This is a genomic window from Actinomycetospora cinnamomea, assembly GCF_003096675.1.
GTDB classification, from domain to species: domain Bacteria; phylum Actinomycetota; class Actinomycetes; order Mycobacteriales; family Pseudonocardiaceae; genus Actinomycetospora; species Actinomycetospora cinnamomea.
Genome location: NZ_QEKW01000020.1, coordinates 58,006 through 73,268, shown reverse-complemented (window position 1 = coordinate 73,268; position 15,263 = coordinate 58,006). Strand labels below are relative to the sequence as shown.

13 protein-coding genes are annotated in these 15,263 nt (G+C 75.6%); 2 read left to right on the top strand and 11 right to left on the bottom strand.

Features of this window, described 5'->3' with window-relative positions; translation table 11 throughout:
• Nucleotides 1-184: 184 nt before the first annotated feature.
• The 5 genes from C8D89_RS28850 to pafA all read right to left on the bottom strand — a co-directional run bounded on the left by C8D89_RS28850 (nt 185) and on the right by pafA (nt 5,827).
• Nucleotides 185-391, bottom strand: coding sequence for a hypothetical protein (locus tag C8D89_RS28850; RefSeq protein ID WP_133252062.1), 207 nt, complete (start codon nt 389-391; stop codon nt 185-187).
• 73 nt (nt 392-464) lie between these two features.
• Entirely contained in the window at nt 465-1,460 is a 996-nt protein-coding gene (locus tag C8D89_RS24920; RefSeq protein ID WP_116710829.1) for a helix-turn-helix transcriptional regulator, read from the bottom strand.
• Nucleotides 1,457-2,440, bottom strand: a complete 984-nt coding sequence (locus C8D89_RS24915) for a helix-turn-helix transcriptional regulator (protein ID WP_116710828.1) — start codon at nt 2,438-2,440, stop codon at nt 1,457-1,459. The genes C8D89_RS24920 and C8D89_RS24915 overlap by 4 nt, the downstream gene beginning before the upstream one ends.
• 81 nt (nt 2,441-2,521) lie before the next feature.
• Nucleotides 2,522-4,378 (bottom strand): serine/threonine-protein kinase, encoded by a 1,857-nt coding sequence (locus C8D89_RS29915; RefSeq protein WP_207787407.1) that lies wholly within the window; start codon nt 4,376-4,378, stop codon nt 2,522-2,524.
• Between the two features lie 90 nt (nt 4,379-4,468).
• Nucleotides 4,469-5,827, bottom strand: a complete 1,359-nt coding sequence (gene pafA / locus C8D89_RS24905; RefSeq protein ID WP_116710827.1) for a Pup--protein ligase — start codon at nt 5,825-5,827, stop codon at nt 4,469-4,471.
• A 147-nt stretch (nt 5,828-5,974) separates the two neighbouring features.
• On the opposite strand from pafA, the gene C8D89_RS24900 reads away from it, so the two are divergent.
• Nucleotides 5,975-7,510, top strand: coding sequence for a bifunctional phosphatase PAP2/diacylglycerol kinase family protein (locus C8D89_RS24900; RefSeq protein ID WP_243418358.1), 1,536 nt, complete (start codon nt 5,975-5,977; stop codon nt 7,508-7,510).
• Nucleotides 7,483-9,042, top strand: coding sequence for a diacylglycerol/lipid kinase family protein (locus C8D89_RS24895; protein WP_116710826.1), 1,560 nt, complete (start codon nt 7,483-7,485; stop codon nt 9,040-9,042). The genes C8D89_RS24900 and C8D89_RS24895 overlap by 28 nt, the downstream gene beginning before the upstream one ends.
• A gap of 11 nt (nt 9,043-9,053) precedes the next feature.
• Here the strand turns inward: C8D89_RS24895 and prcA are convergent, their stop codons facing one another.
• The 6 genes from prcA to C8D89_RS24865 all read right to left on the bottom strand — a co-directional run bounded on the left by prcA (nt 9,054) and on the right by C8D89_RS24865 (nt 15,260).
• Complete coding sequence (gene prcA, locus C8D89_RS24890) at nt 9,054-9,878, bottom strand: proteasome subunit alpha (RefSeq protein WP_116710825.1); 825 nt, start codon at nt 9,876-9,878, stop codon at nt 9,054-9,056.
• A gap of 87 nt (nt 9,879-9,965) precedes the next feature.
• Entirely contained in the window at nt 9,966-10,799 is an 834-nt protein-coding gene (gene prcB, locus C8D89_RS24885) for a proteasome subunit beta (RefSeq protein ID WP_116710824.1), read from the bottom strand.
• A 140-nt stretch (nt 10,800-10,939) separates the two neighbouring features.
• Nucleotides 10,940-11,134, bottom strand: coding sequence for a ubiquitin-like protein Pup (locus tag C8D89_RS24880; protein WP_116710823.1), 195 nt, complete (start codon nt 11,132-11,134; stop codon nt 10,940-10,942).
• A 76-nt stretch (nt 11,135-11,210) separates the two neighbouring features.
• Nucleotides 11,211-12,722 carry a depupylase/deamidase Dop gene (gene dop / locus C8D89_RS24875; protein WP_116710822.1) on the bottom strand — a complete coding sequence of 504 codons (1,512 nt, stop codon included), beginning with the start codon at nt 12,720-12,722 and terminating at the stop codon, nt 11,211-11,213.
• A 10-nt stretch (nt 12,723-12,732) separates the two neighbouring features.
• Nucleotides 12,733-13,959: a multidrug effflux MFS transporter gene (locus C8D89_RS24870; RefSeq protein ID WP_116710821.1), complete on the bottom strand. Its 1,227-nt coding sequence runs from the start codon at nt 13,957-13,959 to the stop codon at nt 12,733-12,735.
• Nucleotides 13,956-15,260, bottom strand: a complete 1,305-nt coding sequence (locus tag C8D89_RS24865; protein ID WP_133252061.1) for an esterase/lipase family protein — start codon at nt 15,258-15,260, stop codon at nt 13,956-13,958. The genes C8D89_RS24870 and C8D89_RS24865 overlap by 4 nt, the downstream gene beginning before the upstream one ends.
• Nucleotides 15,261-15,263 lie beyond the last annotated feature (3 nt).

Genomic DNA, 15,263 nt, shown 5'->3' with positions numbered 1-15,263 from the left:
TCCGCGGCGTCGAACCCCTCGTCATCGACCACATCCACCGGCGCCGACCCCGCCAACGCCGCCGCCAGCTCCGGACCCGGCGCCCACCGCGACCACGACAGCCCAGCGGGCGCGACCGGAGCCGCCTCCACGACTGTCGAACATGTGTTCGACAGTCCAGTCGACCAAAGCCCCGACCAGCAGATCAGAGGTGCAGCCCCCGGGCAGTTGCCCAGGTCGTGACGCCAGCTGTGGGTGTCGTCGCCGGCCATCCGACAGGCGGGACACAGAGCGTGCCGGAGAGGTGGACCGAGACAGTCAGGCGATCGCCGGCGCCGACGCCGTCGGCCCGCAGCAGCAGCCAGCCGCACGCGCCAGGTTCGGCCACGCCAGGGTCGGCGGCGGTGATCACACCGCATCCTCGGCGATCGCACCGGAGCACGCACCGATGACGCCGGCAGCGCGCCGCGGGCGGAGCGACGGATCTACCCGTCCTCCCCGTACGCGGCCAGGGCCTCCCGCGCGCGGGCGCGCCGGGCCTCGACGAGATCCGGCGGGGCGAGGACCTCGACGGCGTCGCCGAGGCCCAACAGCAGGCGCACCATCCAGTCCCGGTCGCCGTAGCGCATCGTCACGCGGGCCGAACCGTCCTCGCCGGCGTGCAGGTCCTCGACGGGGTAGTACTCGGCGACCCAGCGCGCGGCCGGGTGCAGCACCAGGGCGGCGACGTGGGCGCCGTCGTCCGGGCGCAGCAGGTCCTCCCCCGAGCCCTCCCGCCCGCGGGCACCCGGCGGCGGCGACGAGGGCTCGTCGAGCACCTCGGCGTCGTCGACACGGTCCAGGCGGAACAGCCGCACACCCTCGGCGCGCCGGCACCACGCCTCCAGGTAGGCCGAGGCGTCCACCAGCAGCAGCCGCATCGGGTCGACGACGCGGCGGCCGACCGCGTCGCGGGACGCCGAGTAGTAGGTCAGCCGCAGCGCCCGCCCGGTCTCGACGGCCCGGCGCACGGCGTCCTCCGCCCCGCCCGGCGAGCGCCCGAGCACCACCGCGACCCCGTCCCCGGCGCCCGGCTCCGTGTCGGCCCGGGCCCGCGACCCCGCGCGGCCGGCGGCGTCCTCGATCTTCGCCAGGGCCCGCTGGACGGCGTCGGCGTCGACCACCCCCGGCGCGTCGGCGAGCGCCCGCAGCGCCACCGCCAGCGTCGCCGCCTCGGCGCCCGACAGGCGCAGCGGACGGCGCAGGCCGGCGTCGAAGGTGACGGTGACGGTATCGCCCTCGAACGACAGGTCCACCAGGTCGCCGGGCCCATAGCCCGGGAGCCCGCACATCCACAGCAGCTCGAGGTCGCGGCGCAGCTGGGCCTCGCCGACGCCGAAGTCGGCGGCCGCCTCCGCCACCGCGATCCCGGGACGGGCCAGCAGGTAGGGCACGAGGGTGAGCAGGCGCGGGAGCCGGTCCGCGACACCGCCGGCCGTCACCGCACGCTCCCGAGGTCCACCGGGTTCAGTGCCCCCCGCAGCAGCGCCACCACGGCCTTGCGCAGCTCCGGCGGCTCGAGGACCACGGCGTCCGGGCCGTGGCCGGCGACCCAGCGGGCGGCGGTGTCGACGCGGGACAGGTCGATCTCGACGACGTCGGGGTCGCCGCCGGGATCGGGGTGGGCGCCACGCCGCAGCCCTTGGGCGCGCCCGGGGGCGAGGCGGATGCGGGCGCGCCCGGTGGGCGGCGGCGGGCCGGCGGAGGCGGCGACGATCGCGACGAGGTCGACGCCCGGCGGCGGCACCACGGCGCCGCGCGGCCCGACCGCCTTGACGTCGTCGCCGATGCGTGACAGCCGGAAGCAGCGGACGTCGTCACGGTCGCGGTCGTGGCCGACGAGGTACCAGCGGCCCCGCCAGGACACGACACCCCACGGCTCGACGGTGCGTACGCGGGCCTCGGCGGCCGGGTGCGAGCGGTGGGTGAACGTCACGACCCGCCCGGCCCGACTGGCCGCGAGCAACGGCGCGAACGCGGGCTCGGTGGCCCGCAACCGCGGCTGCACCGACGACGCCGCGTCCGGGTCGACCGCGATCCCCGCCGCCCGCAGCTTCTGCAGCGCCGTGCGGGCCGCCCCGGCCAACGCCGGCGAGTCCCACAGCCGCGCGGCCAGGGCGACGGCCGTGGCCTCGTCGGGGGCGAGGTCGATGTCGGGGAGCTCGTAGTCGCCGCGGGCGATGCGGTAGCCGTCGACGGGCTCGGCCATCGACGAGCGCCCCGTCTCCAGCGGCACCCCCAGCTCGCGCAGCTCGGCCTTGTCGCGCTCGAACATGCGGAAGAACGCCTCGTCGGAGGCCACGTCGGCGTAGCCCGGCACCGTGGCCCGGATGCGCTCGGCGCTGAGGTACTGGCGCGTCGAGAGCAGGCAGAGCACCAGGTTGACCAGGCGTTCGGCACGCGCGGACGGGCTGGTCGTCACGCGCGCGAGCCTACGACGCCTCGCGCACGTGTTCGAACGCCGGTGCCCGGCGCGTCGAGGGAACGGTGCGCCGACGCCGGGTCAGAGGGAATCGGCGCTGCGCTGCGCCCGCGCGATGCGCAGCTGGCCGTCCTCGGCGCGGTCGACCTCGAAGCGGTAGCCCTCACGACTGGTGCGTCCGCTGCTCGTCGTGAACTGGATCTCCGCGGTGACCGTGTCGCCCCGCACCGCCACGTTCGTCGCGCGGACCTCGCGGATCCCCGACCAGAAGCGCCGGTAGCCGTCGTATCCACCGGACTCGTCGCGGGCGCGGGGGGACAACGTGGTCCACGCGCCGTCGATGTCGCCGGGCAGGGACGCGTAGTAGTCGACGACCATCGCGCCCGGGTCCGTCGGCCGCTGGTCGGACGGGTCGGTCGGTGACAGCGGCGCCGCGGCGCGCGGCGGGGTGGGCGACGGCGAGGTGCTCGTCCCGCCCAGGGGGTCCGCCGCCGCCTCGCCGGGGCCCGATGTGACCGGCCCCGGGGGCGGCGGGGCGGCCACGGTGCCGGTGCCCGTGCTCGCGGCGACGGCCACGCCGACGCCCACGGCCAGGGCGAGGCCCGAGGCCACGCCGACGGCCATGACGCCGCGGCGCCGGCGTGGGGGCCGACGGCGGTCGGAGCCACCGGTCGGGCCGCGACGCAGACCGGCCGCACCCGGCCGGACCAGCGACGATGCCGTCGCGGCGGCCGCCGGACCGCCGACGCGGGTGGCGCCCGCGGCGCTGTCCGGACCCGCGGCGGGTACGGGGCGCGGGGCGGGGGCGGCCGGCGGGAGCGGGGCCGGGGCGGGGCCGTCCGGCGCTCCGGCGGCGGTGTCCGGCCCCTCGTCGCCGACGGTGGCGGGCAGGTCGGCCGTGCCGGGAACCCGCGGCGCCGGGACGCCCGCGGCCTCCTCGTCGCCACCCGCGTCGCCACCCGCGTCGCCACCCGCGTCCTCCGGTGTCCCCGCGCGCGGCACCGGGATCGAGGGGCTCGGACCGGCGCGCAGACGCAGGGCGCGCTCGACGGCGGAGGTGGCGGGCCGGTGCTCGGGCTCGAGGCGCAGCATCGCGGCCAGCGGCCGGCCGAGCACCCCGGCGCGTGTGGCCGGTCGCAGGCGTCCCTCGGCCATGGCGTGCAGCACGGCCAGCGTGTTGTCCTGGTGGCCGCAGACCAGCTCGTTCTCGACCGCCGCGTACAGCGTCGCCCCGAGGGAGAAGACGTCCGACGCGGGCGTGGGCTCGCCGCCGCGGGCCACCTCGGGCGCGAAGTAGCCCGGCGTGCCCGCCACCATCCCGCCGCCGGTGGACGTGGTGTCCCACGTGGCGCGCGAGACCCCGAAGTCGGTGATCTTGGCGACGCCGTCGTCGGTGATCAGCACGTTGCCAGGCTTGATGTCGCCGTGGACGATCCCGGCCTCGTGCACGGCACCGAGCGCGTCGGCGACCTGGGCGCCCACCCACGCGGCCTGCGCGGGCTCGAGGGGCCCGTGCTCGGCGATCAGGGCCGCCAGCGACCGCGACGGCAGGTACTCCATCACCAGCCACGGCCCGTGCCCCGCCCCGTGGTCACCGTCGACCACGACGTCGAACACCGCGATCGCGCGCGGGTGCACGACGCGGGCGGCGATCCGCCCCTCGCGCATGGCGCGGGCGCGGGCGACCTGCTCCTCGGTGCCGTCGCGGTGGCCGCGGGCGGCGAGCTGCTTGACCGCGACGGTGCGGCGCAGCCGGCGGTCCCACGCCGTCCACACGACGCCCATGGCCCCGGCGCCGATGCAGTCCTCGATCCGGTAGCGCCCGCCGATCACCGTGCCGGCGACCGAGGCGTCGACCGGGACCGGCGCGGCGTCGTGCACCGTGCTCGGGGCCGGGCCCGGCGTCTGCAGGCGTGAGGTGCGGGGCTGGTGCTCCATGGAGTTCTCGTGCCGTCCTCGGCGTCGTCGGTGAAGTGCGTTCGTGGTTACCTCGTGCGCCCCCGACGCACGCCGCCGACGTGGCCTCCGTTACAAGGTCGCGATCAGGCGGTCGACCCGTTCGTCCACGGCGCGGAAGGGGTCCTTGCAGAGGACGGTTCGCTGGGCCTGGTCGTTCAGTTTGAGGTGCACCCAGTCCACCGTGAAGTCCCGGCCGGCGGCCTGGGCGGCGGCGATGAAGTCACCGCGCAGCTTCGCCCGTGTGCTCTGGGGCGGGGTGTCCTTCGCCGCCTCGATCTCGCCGTCGTCGGTGACGCGGTCGACCATGTCCTTGCGCTGGAGCAGGTCGAAGATCCCGCGCCCACGGCGGATGTCGTGGTAGGCCAGGTCGAGCTGGGCGACGCGGGGGCTCGACAGGCCGAGGTCGTGCTTGGAGCGGTAGCGCTGCACCAGGCGGTGCTTGATGGCCCAGTCGACCTCACGGTCGATGAGCGAGAGGTCCTGGCGCTCGACCGCGTCCAGCGTGCGGCCCCACAGCTCGACGACGCGGTCGGTGACCGGGTCGGAGCCGCGGCGCGCGACGTGCTCGACGGCGCGGGCGTGGTACTCGCGCTGGATGTCCAGCGCGCTGGCCTCTCGCCCGCCGGCCAGGCGGACGGGGCGGCGGCCGGACAGGTCGTGGCTGATCTCGCGGATGGCGCGGATCGGGTTGTCGAGCGTGAAGTCCCGGAACTGCACGCCCTGCTCGATCATCTCGAGCACGAGGTGGGTGGTGCCCACCTTGAGCAGCGTGGTGACCTCGCTCATGTTCGAGTCGCCGACGATGACGTGCAGGCGGCGGTAGCGCTCCGCGTCGGCGTGCGGCTCGTCGCGGGTGTTGATGATCGGGCGGCTGCGCGTGGTCGCGGACGACACGCCCTCCCAGATGTGCTCGGCCCGCTGCGACAGGCAGAACACGGCGCCGCGGGGGGTCTGCAGCACCTTCCCGGCGCCGGAGATGAGCTGGCGCGTGACGAGGAAGGGCAGCAGCACGTCGGCGATCCGCGAGAACTCCCCCGAACGGCCCACCAGGTAGTTCTCGTGGCAGCCGTAGGAGTTGCCGGCCGAGTCGGTGTTGTTCTTGAACAGGAAGATGTCGCCGCCGATGCCCTCGTCGGCCAGCCGGCGCTCGGCGTCGAGCAGCAGGTCCTCGAGGATCCGCTCCCCCGCCTTGTCGTGGGCGACGAGCTGCGTCAGCGAGTCGCACTCGGCGGTGGCGTACTCGGGGTGGCTGCCGACGTCGAGGTAGAGCCGCGAGCCGTTGCGGAGGAAGACGTTGGACGAGCGTCCCCACGACACGACCCGGCGGAACAGGTAGCGGGCGACCTCGTCGGGCGAGAGGCGCCGCTGGCCGTGGAAGGTGCAGGTGACACCGAACTCGGTCTCGACCCCGTAAATCCTCCGCTGCATCCCTCCACCCTAGGCCAGCGACCGGCTCCGTGAGCCCTGTCCGAGCGGTGGGTCGACGCCCGGCGTGGGCCGATCACTACGGTCGGCGCCGTGGCGCTCCCGGGACACGGACTGGCATCGGACCTCTCGCACGGGGTGCGCAGGCGGGTGCGTCAGGGAGCACGCGACGGCCGCCGCCGGCTCGCCGACGTCAACGAGCAGGACTGCCGGATCACCACCGCCATCGGCCACCTGCCCTACTCGGCCGCCGACCCTGCCCTGGCCGCCCTGACCCGCTCGGCCAACCACAGCAAGCTCTGGTTCGCCGTCGCCACCGTCCTGGCCGCGGGCACCCGCCACACCCGGCGCGGTGCGCTGCGCGGGGTGCTCGCGATCGCCGGCGCGAGCCTGCTCGCGAACGGCGTGCTCAAGCCCCTCGTGCCACGCCGCCGGCCCGCCGCGGAGCTCCTGCCGGCGCACCGCTCGCTGGACTACCCGCCCACCTCGTCCTCGTTCCCCTCCGGCCACGCCGCCTCGGCGGCCGCGTTCGCCACCGCGGTGGCCATGGAGAGCCCGAAGGCCGCGACCTGGGTGCTCCCGCTCGCCGCCACCGTGGCCTACTCCCGGGTGCACGTCGGCGTGCACTGGACCACCGACGTCGCCGCCGGCGCCGGGCTCGGGGCGCTCGCCGCGATGGCCACCAAGCGCTGGCTACCGATCCGCGACATCGACGAGGCCGCCGCACGCCCCGTGGCGGGCGCCCCGCGGCTGCCGGAGGGCGACGGGCTGGCGCTGCTGGTCAACACCCGCTCGGGCCGCCAGGGCGTCGACCCCTACGACGAGCTGCGCTCGGCCCTGCCCCAGGCCCGCGTGGTGCGCCTCGAGGACGGCGCCGACCTCGTCGAGACCCTCACCGACCTGGCCCGCGAGGACGGCACCCGCGCCATCGGCATCGCCGGCGGCGACGGCTCGGTGGCCGCCGCGGCCCGCGTCGCCGAGGACCTCGACATGCCCCTGGCCGTCGTGCCCGCGGGGACGCTGAACCACTTCGGCCGCGACGTGGGTGTGTACGACACCCAGGAGGCGATCGACGCGACCGGCGCGGGCGAGGCGGTGGCCGTCGACCTCGGCGAGCTGCGGGTCCACCCCGACGTGGAGGGCCGCGAGCCGGCGCGGCGCGTCGTCTTCGTCAACACCTCGGCGTTCGGCGGCTACCCGGAGATGGTGCGACTGCGCGAGAAGTGGCAGAAGCAGTGGGGCAAATGGCCCTCGGCCGTGGCCGCGCTGCTCGTGACGCTCGCCCGCAGCCGGCCCACCCGGGTCCGCCTCAACGGGGTGGAGCGCTCGGTGTGGATGCTGTTCGTCGGCAACGGGCCCTACGTGCCGACCGGGATGGTGCCGTCGTACCGGCCGCGCCTCGACACCGGCGTGCTGGAGGTCCGTTACCTGCGCGCCGACCGGCGTCTCGCCCGGACCCGGGCCTTCCTGGCGCTGGCCACCGGCGTGCTCGGGCACAACAGGATCTACCAGGAGAGCGCGATGCGATCGCTGGACATCGAGCTGCTGGACGGACCCGTCGAGGTCGCCGCGGACGGGGAGGTCGTGGCCCGCGGACGTCGCCTGCGCTACGCCGTCGCGGACCACCCCGTGCCGGTGTACCGCCGTGACGAGACGCTGTGGCCGCACCGCGCCACCGCCCGCTGACCGGACCGTCGGTGACCGTCACCCGACTCCACTCCCCCGCCGCCGCGCGCTGGCTGCGCCGGCTCGACCGCACCGCCGACCGCGGCCTGGTCTGGGCCGCCGTCGCCGGGACGCTGATCGCCTCGGGCCGCGGGCCCGGGCGGCGGGCCGGCGTCCGCGGGGTGATGGCGGCGGCGGCCACGTCCGCGGTCGCCCACGCGCTGGCCAAGCCGCTGCTGCCCCGGGTGCTGCGACACGTGGCGCAGCGCGGCTGCCGCGCCGGAGGCGGACCACCGTGCCGGGGCCGGCGCCTCCCCTCCGCGCACGCGGCGGCCTCGGCGGCGTTCGTCACCGCGGCGGCCATGGAGTCCCCGGCGCTCGGGGCGTCGCTCCTGCCGCTGGCGGGCGGGGTGTCGGGCGCGCGGGTGTGGTTCGGTGAGCGCACGACCGAGGACGTGCTCGCCGGCGCCGTCCTGGGGGCGGGGATCGCGGCGCTGACGCGGCGGTGGTGGCCCGTCGTGCGCCACGCCCCCGCCCGGGCCCGCCCGGCCTCGGCCGCGCCGGCCCTCGGCGACGGCGCCGGTCTGGTCATCGTGGCCAACAGCGCCGCCGGGACGCCGGGCCCGCTCGAAACGATCGGGCAGATCGTCGGCCCGGTGGTCGGGCTCGCCGACGACGACACCCCGCCGGAGCCGCCCGGCCCGCCCGAGGAGATCCACGCGCTGCTCCCCCGGGCGCAGGTGATCGTCCCCGAGCCGGGGATCGACTTCGTCGACGAGGTCGAGGCCGCGCTCGACCGTCCGGCACCGGACGGCGGCGCGCCGCGCGCGATCGGGGTCGCCGGCGGCGACGGCTCGGTGGCCGCGCTCGCGGGGCTGGCCCAGCGTCGGGGGGTCCCGCTCGTGGTGCTGCCCGAGGGCACGCTCAACCACTTCGCCCGCGACGTCGGCGTCGAGGACACCCCGTCCGCGCTCGCCGCTGCCCGGGACGGGCACGCGGTGCTCGTCGACGTCGGGCTGGTGGACATCGGCGTGGCCGACGCGGGACGCCGCACGGCCGCGTTCGTCAACACCGCGAGCCTCGGCGGCTATCCCGACATGGTCCGGCTGCGGGAGGACTGGCAGGAGCGCTGGGGCAAGTGGCCCGCCGCGGCGATGGCCCTCGCGCGCGTGCTCGCCGAGGCCGCGCCGCTGGTCGTGGAGCTCGACGGGCGGCGCCACACGATCTGGCTGCTCTTCGTCGGCAACGGCGGCTACGAGCCGCGCGGCATGGCCCCGCTGTTCCGCCCGCGCCTCGACGCGCGGGTGCTCGACGTGCGCTACCTGCGTGCCGATGTCCCGTTCTCCCGGACCCGCTTCCTGGTCGCGGCGCTGAGCGGCACCCTGTCCCGAAGCCGGGTCTACGTCGCCGCGACGCGCACCCGGCTGTCGGTGCGCGTGGTCGGGCCACCGGTCGGGCTGGCCACCGACGGCGAGGTCCAGCCCGACGCCGACCGGTTCACCTTCCGCATCGCCCCCAAGCCGGTGCCGGTGTACCGGCCCGACGAGGAGTAGCCGAGGGACCGCTAGGCCTGGGGGTCGGCGCCCCCGGCACCCGAGACCTCGTCGCCGGCGCCGGTGTCCTCGCTCGGCGCGTCGTCGCCCGCCGCCTCGTCGCTCGGCATGAGGGCGGCGAGGGCGGCCCCGGTGAGCCGGCGGAAGGCGCGGCGCGGCCGGCGGGTGCGGTCGAGGACGGCGACCTCGAGGGCGTCGACGCCCAGGCGACGGTCGTCGGAGGCGCTCGTGGCCGCCGACGACCCCGATGCCGACGTGCCCGAGCCGTTCTGCGAGTGCAGCGCCTCGAGGGCGATGCGCAGGGCGTCACGGAGCTCCAGGTCGGCCTGGTACGACTCGCGCAGCGCCGCGCTGATCGGCTCGGTGGTGCCGCCCATGACCACGAACCGCGGCTCGTCGGAGATCGAGCCGTCGTAGGTGATGCGGAAGAGCTGGTCGCGCTCCGGCGTCGTTCCCACCTCGGCGACGCAGAGCTCGACCTCGAACGGCTTCTGCTGCTCGATGAAGCTGGCGCCGAGGATCTGGGCGTAGGCGTTGGCCAGCGAGCGGCCCGAGACGTCGCGACGGTCGTAGGAGTAGCCGCGGACGTCGGCGTAGCGGATGCCGGCGGTGCGCAGGTTCTCGAACTCGTTGTAGCGCCCGACCGCCGCGAAGCCGATCTCGTCGTAGATCTCCGAGACCTTGCGCAGCGAGTTCGACCGGTTCTCCGCGACGAACAGCACCCCGCCCGCGTAGGTCAGGACGACGACGCTGCGGCCCCGCGCGATGCCCTTGCGCGCGAGGTCCGAGCGGTCGCGCATCAGCTGGTCGACCGACGCGTAGAACGGCATGGTCATGGCGGGGAGCGCTCCTGGGTCGTCGGCGTGCGGCGGGTGGGGGTCGGTCGGGGGTGGGCGGGGGCGGGCGGGGTCCGGTGGGGGGGCTCAGCCGCCGGGCTTCTCGCGGCGGCCCGCGACCACCGCCTCGGCGACGGCGCCGGTCTCCTCGCTGGGCAGCATCGTCGCGCCCTCGGCGTCGATGGTGACCACGATCGGGAAGATCGAGCGGATGGTGTCCGGGCCACCGGTGGCGCTGTCGTCGTCGGCGGCGTCGTAGAGCGCCTCGACGAGCGTGCGCACGCAGTCGTCCCGGGAGGCGTCGGGGTCGTGGCGCTTCTTCAGCGACGACTTCGCGAACAGCGACCCGGAGCCGACGCCGGCGTAGTGGGTCTCCTCGTTGCGGCTGCCGACGACGTCGTAGGACACGATGCGCCCGGCCTGCGCCGGGTCGGTCGCGTCCAGGTCGAAGCCGACGAACAGCGGGACGAACGACAGGCCCTGCATCGCGGCCCCGAGGTTGCCCCGGACCATGCCCGCGAGCTTGTTCGCCTTGCCGTCGAACGTGAGCGGGACGCCCTCGATCTTCTCGTAGTGCTGCAGCTCGACGGTGAACAGGCGGACGGCCTCGACCGCCAGCCCGGCCGTGCCCGCGATCCCCGCCGCGGACCAGTCGTCGGTGACGTAGACCTTCTGCATGTCGCGCGACGAGATCAGGTTGCCCATCGTGGCGCGCCGGTCGCCCGCGATCGCGACGCCGCCCGAATAGGTGGCGGCGACGATGGTGGTGCCGTGCGCCGCCGACGTGCCGGCCTGCTCGACGTGGACCGGCCGGGCCCCCGCCCCGGGCAGCAGATCCGGCCGGACCTCGCGCAGGAAGTCGACGAACGAGGCGGTCCCGGCCTGGAAGTAGGCCGCGGGCAGGGCCGACGAGGGCTCCATCGGTGGGGCGCTCCTGGGGTGGATCGGGCGGCTGGGCGCGTCGGGGTGGGTCGGGGGTGGGGATGTGCACCGCCCCCGTGCCCCGGTCGCGCGGACCGGGTCACGGGGGCGGCAGTGGTGTGTGGGTGCCTCGCGGGAGGCTACTGGCCGCCCTTCTGGACGTACGCGCGGACGAAGTCCTCGGCGTTCTCCTCGAGCACGTCGTCGATCTCGTCGAGGATCGTGTCGACGTCCTCACCGAGCTTCTCGCGGCGCTCCTGGCCGGCGGCGGTGGTGTCCTCGCCGCCCTCGCCGTCGTCGCCCCCGCCCTGCCGCTGGGTCTGTTCCTGCGCCATGGCTGCCTCCCGGGTCCTCGGTACTGCGAGTCGAACCCTACCTATCGAGGGCCTCGCGCGCCCGTAGGTGTTCCGGTCACCCCCTGGTCAGGGCCTCGACCAGGGCGCTCGCGTCGGCGGAGTTGTCGATGAGCTCGCCGACGTGGCCGCGGGTGCCGCGCAGGGGCTCGAGGGTGGGGATCCGCACCAGCGACTCGCGGCCGAGGTCGAAGATGACCGAGTCCCAGGACGCGGCGGCCACCTCGGCGGGGTAGCGCTCGAGGCAGCGGCCGCGGAAGTAGGCGCGGGTGTCCTCCGGCGGATCGGTGACCGCGGCGCGCACCTGCTCCTCGCTGACCAGGCGCTTGATCGACCCGCGCTGCACGAGCTTGTTGTAGAGCCCCTTGGTCTGGCGCACGTCGGAGTACTGCAGGTCGATGAGGTTGAGCTTCGGCGAGTCCCAGGGCAGCTGGTCACGCTCGCGGTAGCTCTGGAGCAGCTTGAGCTTGGCCACCCAGTCCAGCCGGTCGCCGCAGCGCATCGGGTCGGTGCCGAGGTCGTCGAGCACCTGCTGCCAGACGTCGAGCACCTCGCGGGTCACGGGGTCGATCTCGCCGTCGCGCCCCTCGTGCTCCCACGCGCGCTCGAGGTAGGCCCGCTGCAGGTCGAGCGCGGTCATCTTGCGCCCGTCGGAGAGGTCGACGGTGACCTGCAGGGTCGGGTCGTGGCTGATGCGGTGCACCGAGCGGACGGGCTCGAGCAGGCGCAGGTCGTCGAAGCGGACGCCGTCCTCGATCATGGAGAGCACGAGCGCGGTGGTGCCCACCTTGAGGAACGTCGAGTACTCGGACAGCGTCGCGTCACCGATGATGACGTGCAGCCGCCGGTACTTGTCGGCGTCGGCGTGGGGCTCGTCGCGGGTGTTGATGATGCCGCGCTTGAGCGTGGTCTCCAGCCCGACCTCGACCTCGATGTAGTCGGCCCGCTGGGAGAGCTGGAAGCCCGGCTCGTCGCCCGACGCCCCGATCCCCACACGGCCCGAGCCGACGACGACCTGGCGCGAGGCGAAGAACGGGGTCAGGCCCGTGATGATCGTCGGGAAGGGGGTCTGGCGGGCGCACAGGTAGTTCTCGTGCGAGCCGTAGCTCGCGCCCTTGTTGTCGATGTTGTTCTTGTAGAGCTGGATGCGCGGGGTGCCGGGCACGGTGGCCGCGCGGTCCGCCGCGTCCTCCATGATCCGCTCGCCGGCCTTGTCCCAGATCACCGCGTCGCGCGGCGTCGTGACCTCCGGGGCCGAGAACTCCGGGTGCGCGTGGTCGACGTAGAGGCGCGCGCCGTTGGTGAGGATGACGTTGGCCGCGCCCAGGTCGTCGAGGTCGCCGGCGTCCGGCGGCGGGCCGGCGCTGGGTCCGAGGTCGAAGCCGCGCGCGTCGCGCAGCGGCGACTCGACCTCGTAGTCCCAGCGCGCCCTCCGGGCCCTCGGCACCTCGGCCGCGGCGGCGTAGGCGAGCACGATCTGGGTGGAGGTGATCACCGGGTTCGCCGCGGGGTCGCCGGGGACGGAGATGCCGTACTCGATCTCGGTGCCCATGATGCGGCGCGCGGTCATGCACTCGACCCTAATCGGGCATCGCACGTCCGGCCGCCTCCGGCCCGCGCGCCGACCGCCACAGCACCGTGAACACCACCGCTCCCAGCACGGCCGCGCCCGCCATGGCCGCCGCCATGGGGACCGCCGACCGGCTGCCCGCCAGCCCGACCAGCGGGGCGACGCCCGCCCCGACCAGGAACTGGGCCGTCCCGAGCAGGGCGGACGCGCTCCCGGCGTGCTCCGGGTGGTCGGCGAGGGTCAGCGTCGTGGCGCTGGGCAGGACGAGGCCCACGCCGCAGACCGTGACGAACAGCCCGGCGAGGATCCCGGCCAGCCCGCCGTCGAGCAGCGCGGTGACCAGGAGCACACCGGTGCCCACGACCGCGGTGGCCAGGCCCGTCCCGAGCAGGCGCTCCGGCCGGACGCGCCCCGAGCCCGCGAGCCGCCCGGCGATCTGGACCGTGGTCACGATCCCCGCCGAGATCGCCCCGAAGACCCCGGAGAACGCCTGCGGCGAGAGCCCGTAAAGGTCCTGGAGCACGAAGGTCGACCCGGAGATGTAGGCGAACATCGCCGCGAACAGCAGGCCCGCGGCCAGGACGCAGGCCACGACCCGGCGGTCGCCGAGCAGCACCCGGAACGACGCGAGGGTGGCCGCGGCGCTGCCCGAGCGCCGCCGTGTGGCCGGCAGCGACTCGCGCACCAGCAGCAGCACCGCCAGCCCGGCCAGCGCCCCGTAGACGGCGAGGGCGACGAACACCCCGCGCCAGCTCGTGACCCGCAACAGCTGGCCCCCGAGCACGGGCGCGAGGATCGGGGCGACGCCCGAGACGAGCATCAGGGTGGCGAACGAGCGGGCCGCGGTCCTGGCGTCGCTGGTGTCGCGCACCACCGCCCGGGCCACGACGATCCCCACCGCCCCGAGCAGGCCCTGGAGCAGCCGCAGCGCGACGAGCACCTCGACGTTCGGCGCCACCGCGCAGAGCACCGACGCCACCGCGAACCCCGTGGCGCCGATCAGCATCGGGCGCCGCCGGCCCAGCACGTCGGACAGCGGGCCGGCGACCAGCTGGCCCAGCGCGAGCCCGAGCAGGCACGAGGTCAGCGAGAGCTGGACGACCGAGGGCGTGGTGGCCAGGTCGGCGGTGAGCGTGGGCAGCGCGGGGAGGTAGGTGTCCAGCGACAGCGGGGCGGCCGCGGTCAGCGCCCCGAGCACCACGAGCCGGGCCCGGCGGGCGGCCCGGCGCTCGGTCACGGTGGCCCGGCCCCGTCCTCGCGGGCAGGGCCGCCCTCGTCGTCCTCGCCGGCCCCGTCGTCCTCGGCGGTGAGCCACCGCATCAGGTGCTCGTGGACGTGGGGGTCGTTGAGCAGGTGGAAGTGGTGCGACGACGTCAGAGGCTCGACGTCGGTGATCGCGCCGCCCGCCGAGTCCACGGGCACCAGCAGGTCCCCCAGGGCGTGGGCCAGCGGCCCGTGCGCCGAACGCGTGACGCAGGCGGCCACCGCGTGGTGGGACGCGTGCGCGAGCAGCGGGACCTCGGTGTCGGAGACGCCGGCCACGAGGTCGCGGATGCCGGCCGAGCGCCGGTCGAGGAACTCGCCCCAGGTCTTCGACCGCGACCACCGGGACAGCCGCGTCGCGAGCTGGTCGACCCGGTGGGCCAGCGGCGCCCCGCGGTGCGGCGAGCCGAGGTAGATCATCCGGCGGACCGCGCCCACCCACGGCTGGCCGGTCTGCACGGCGTGGTGGCAGGCGTGGCGCAGCATCAGCCCGCCCATGGAGTGCCCGACGAGGTCGAGCCGGCGCACGGCCTCGGGCCAGCGGTGGAACAGGTCGGTGAGCACCATCGACAGCGCGGCGCCGTTGTCGGCGATCGGCAGGCCGGTGTTGTAGCGCAGCAGCAGCGGGGTGGCACCCGTGGCCGAGGCGACGCGCTCGGCGTACCCCTCCCCCGCGCTGGCCTCCCCGTAGAGCCGCCAGGCGTGCTCGGTCTCGCCCAGGCCGTGGACGAACAGCACGAGGCGGGTGAGGTCGCGCTCGGGGTGGTCGCACACCACCGCGCGCAGCTCCTCGGTCCCGCGCGGCAGCTCGCCGTACTGCTCGGCGTAGGAGTCGGCCACCGTCGCGGTGTACAGCGTCATGGGCACGGCGAGGTCGTTGTCGAGCGCCACCATGTGGTCGCCGACCAGCCCGTTGATCGCGCCGGTGAGCACCGCGCCCGACGGGTTGCCGGTGATCGGGCGCCACTCGGGGCGGGCCAGGGCCGCGGCGGCACCGATGCCGCGACCGGCGAGGTGGCCGATGCCGCGCACGGCCGCGTAGACGCCGGTGCTGATGCCGTCGTGCACCACCTGCACCGGCGTCGACACCGGCCCCAGCCCGACCCGGCGCAGCACGCCGAACACCGTGCCCGAGACGGCGTCGTGGGTGCCCTGGACGGGGCGGGAGACGATGTCGACGGCCTCCGAAGCGACACCGGCCGCCCCGCGGACCTCGTTGCGCGCCCTGGGGGCGGGCTCCGGGGGGCGGGGCGGCCGGGATGCCTGGTCGCTCATGGC

Excerpts from the sequence above, each read along its gene's own strand:
- pafA (WP_116710827.1), bottom strand. The coding sequence starts at position 5,827 with ATGCAGCGGAGGATTTACGGGGTCGAGACCGAGTTCGGTGTCACCTGC.
- dop (WP_116710822.1), bottom strand. The coding sequence starts at position 12,722 with ATGACCGCGCGCCGCATCATGGGCACCGAGATCGAGTACGGCATCTCC.
- C8D89_RS24865 (WP_133252061.1), bottom strand. The coding sequence starts at position 15,260 with ATGAGCGACCAGGCATCCCGGCCGCCCCGCCCCCCGGAGCCCGCCCCC.
- prcB (WP_116710824.1), bottom strand. The coding sequence starts at position 10,799 with ATGGAGCCCTCGTCGGCCCTGCCCGCGGCCTACTTCCAGGCCGGGACC.
- prcA (WP_116710825.1), bottom strand. The coding sequence starts at position 9,878 with ATGACCATGCCGTTCTACGCGTCGGTCGACCAGCTGATGCGCGACCGC.
- C8D89_RS24880 (WP_116710823.1), bottom strand. The coding sequence starts at position 11,134 with ATGGCGCAGGAACAGACCCAGCGGCAGGGCGGGGGCGACGACGGCGAG.
- C8D89_RS29915 (WP_207787407.1), bottom strand. The coding sequence starts at position 4,378 with ATGGAGCACCAGCCCCGCACCTCACGCCTGCAGACGCCGGGCCCGGCC.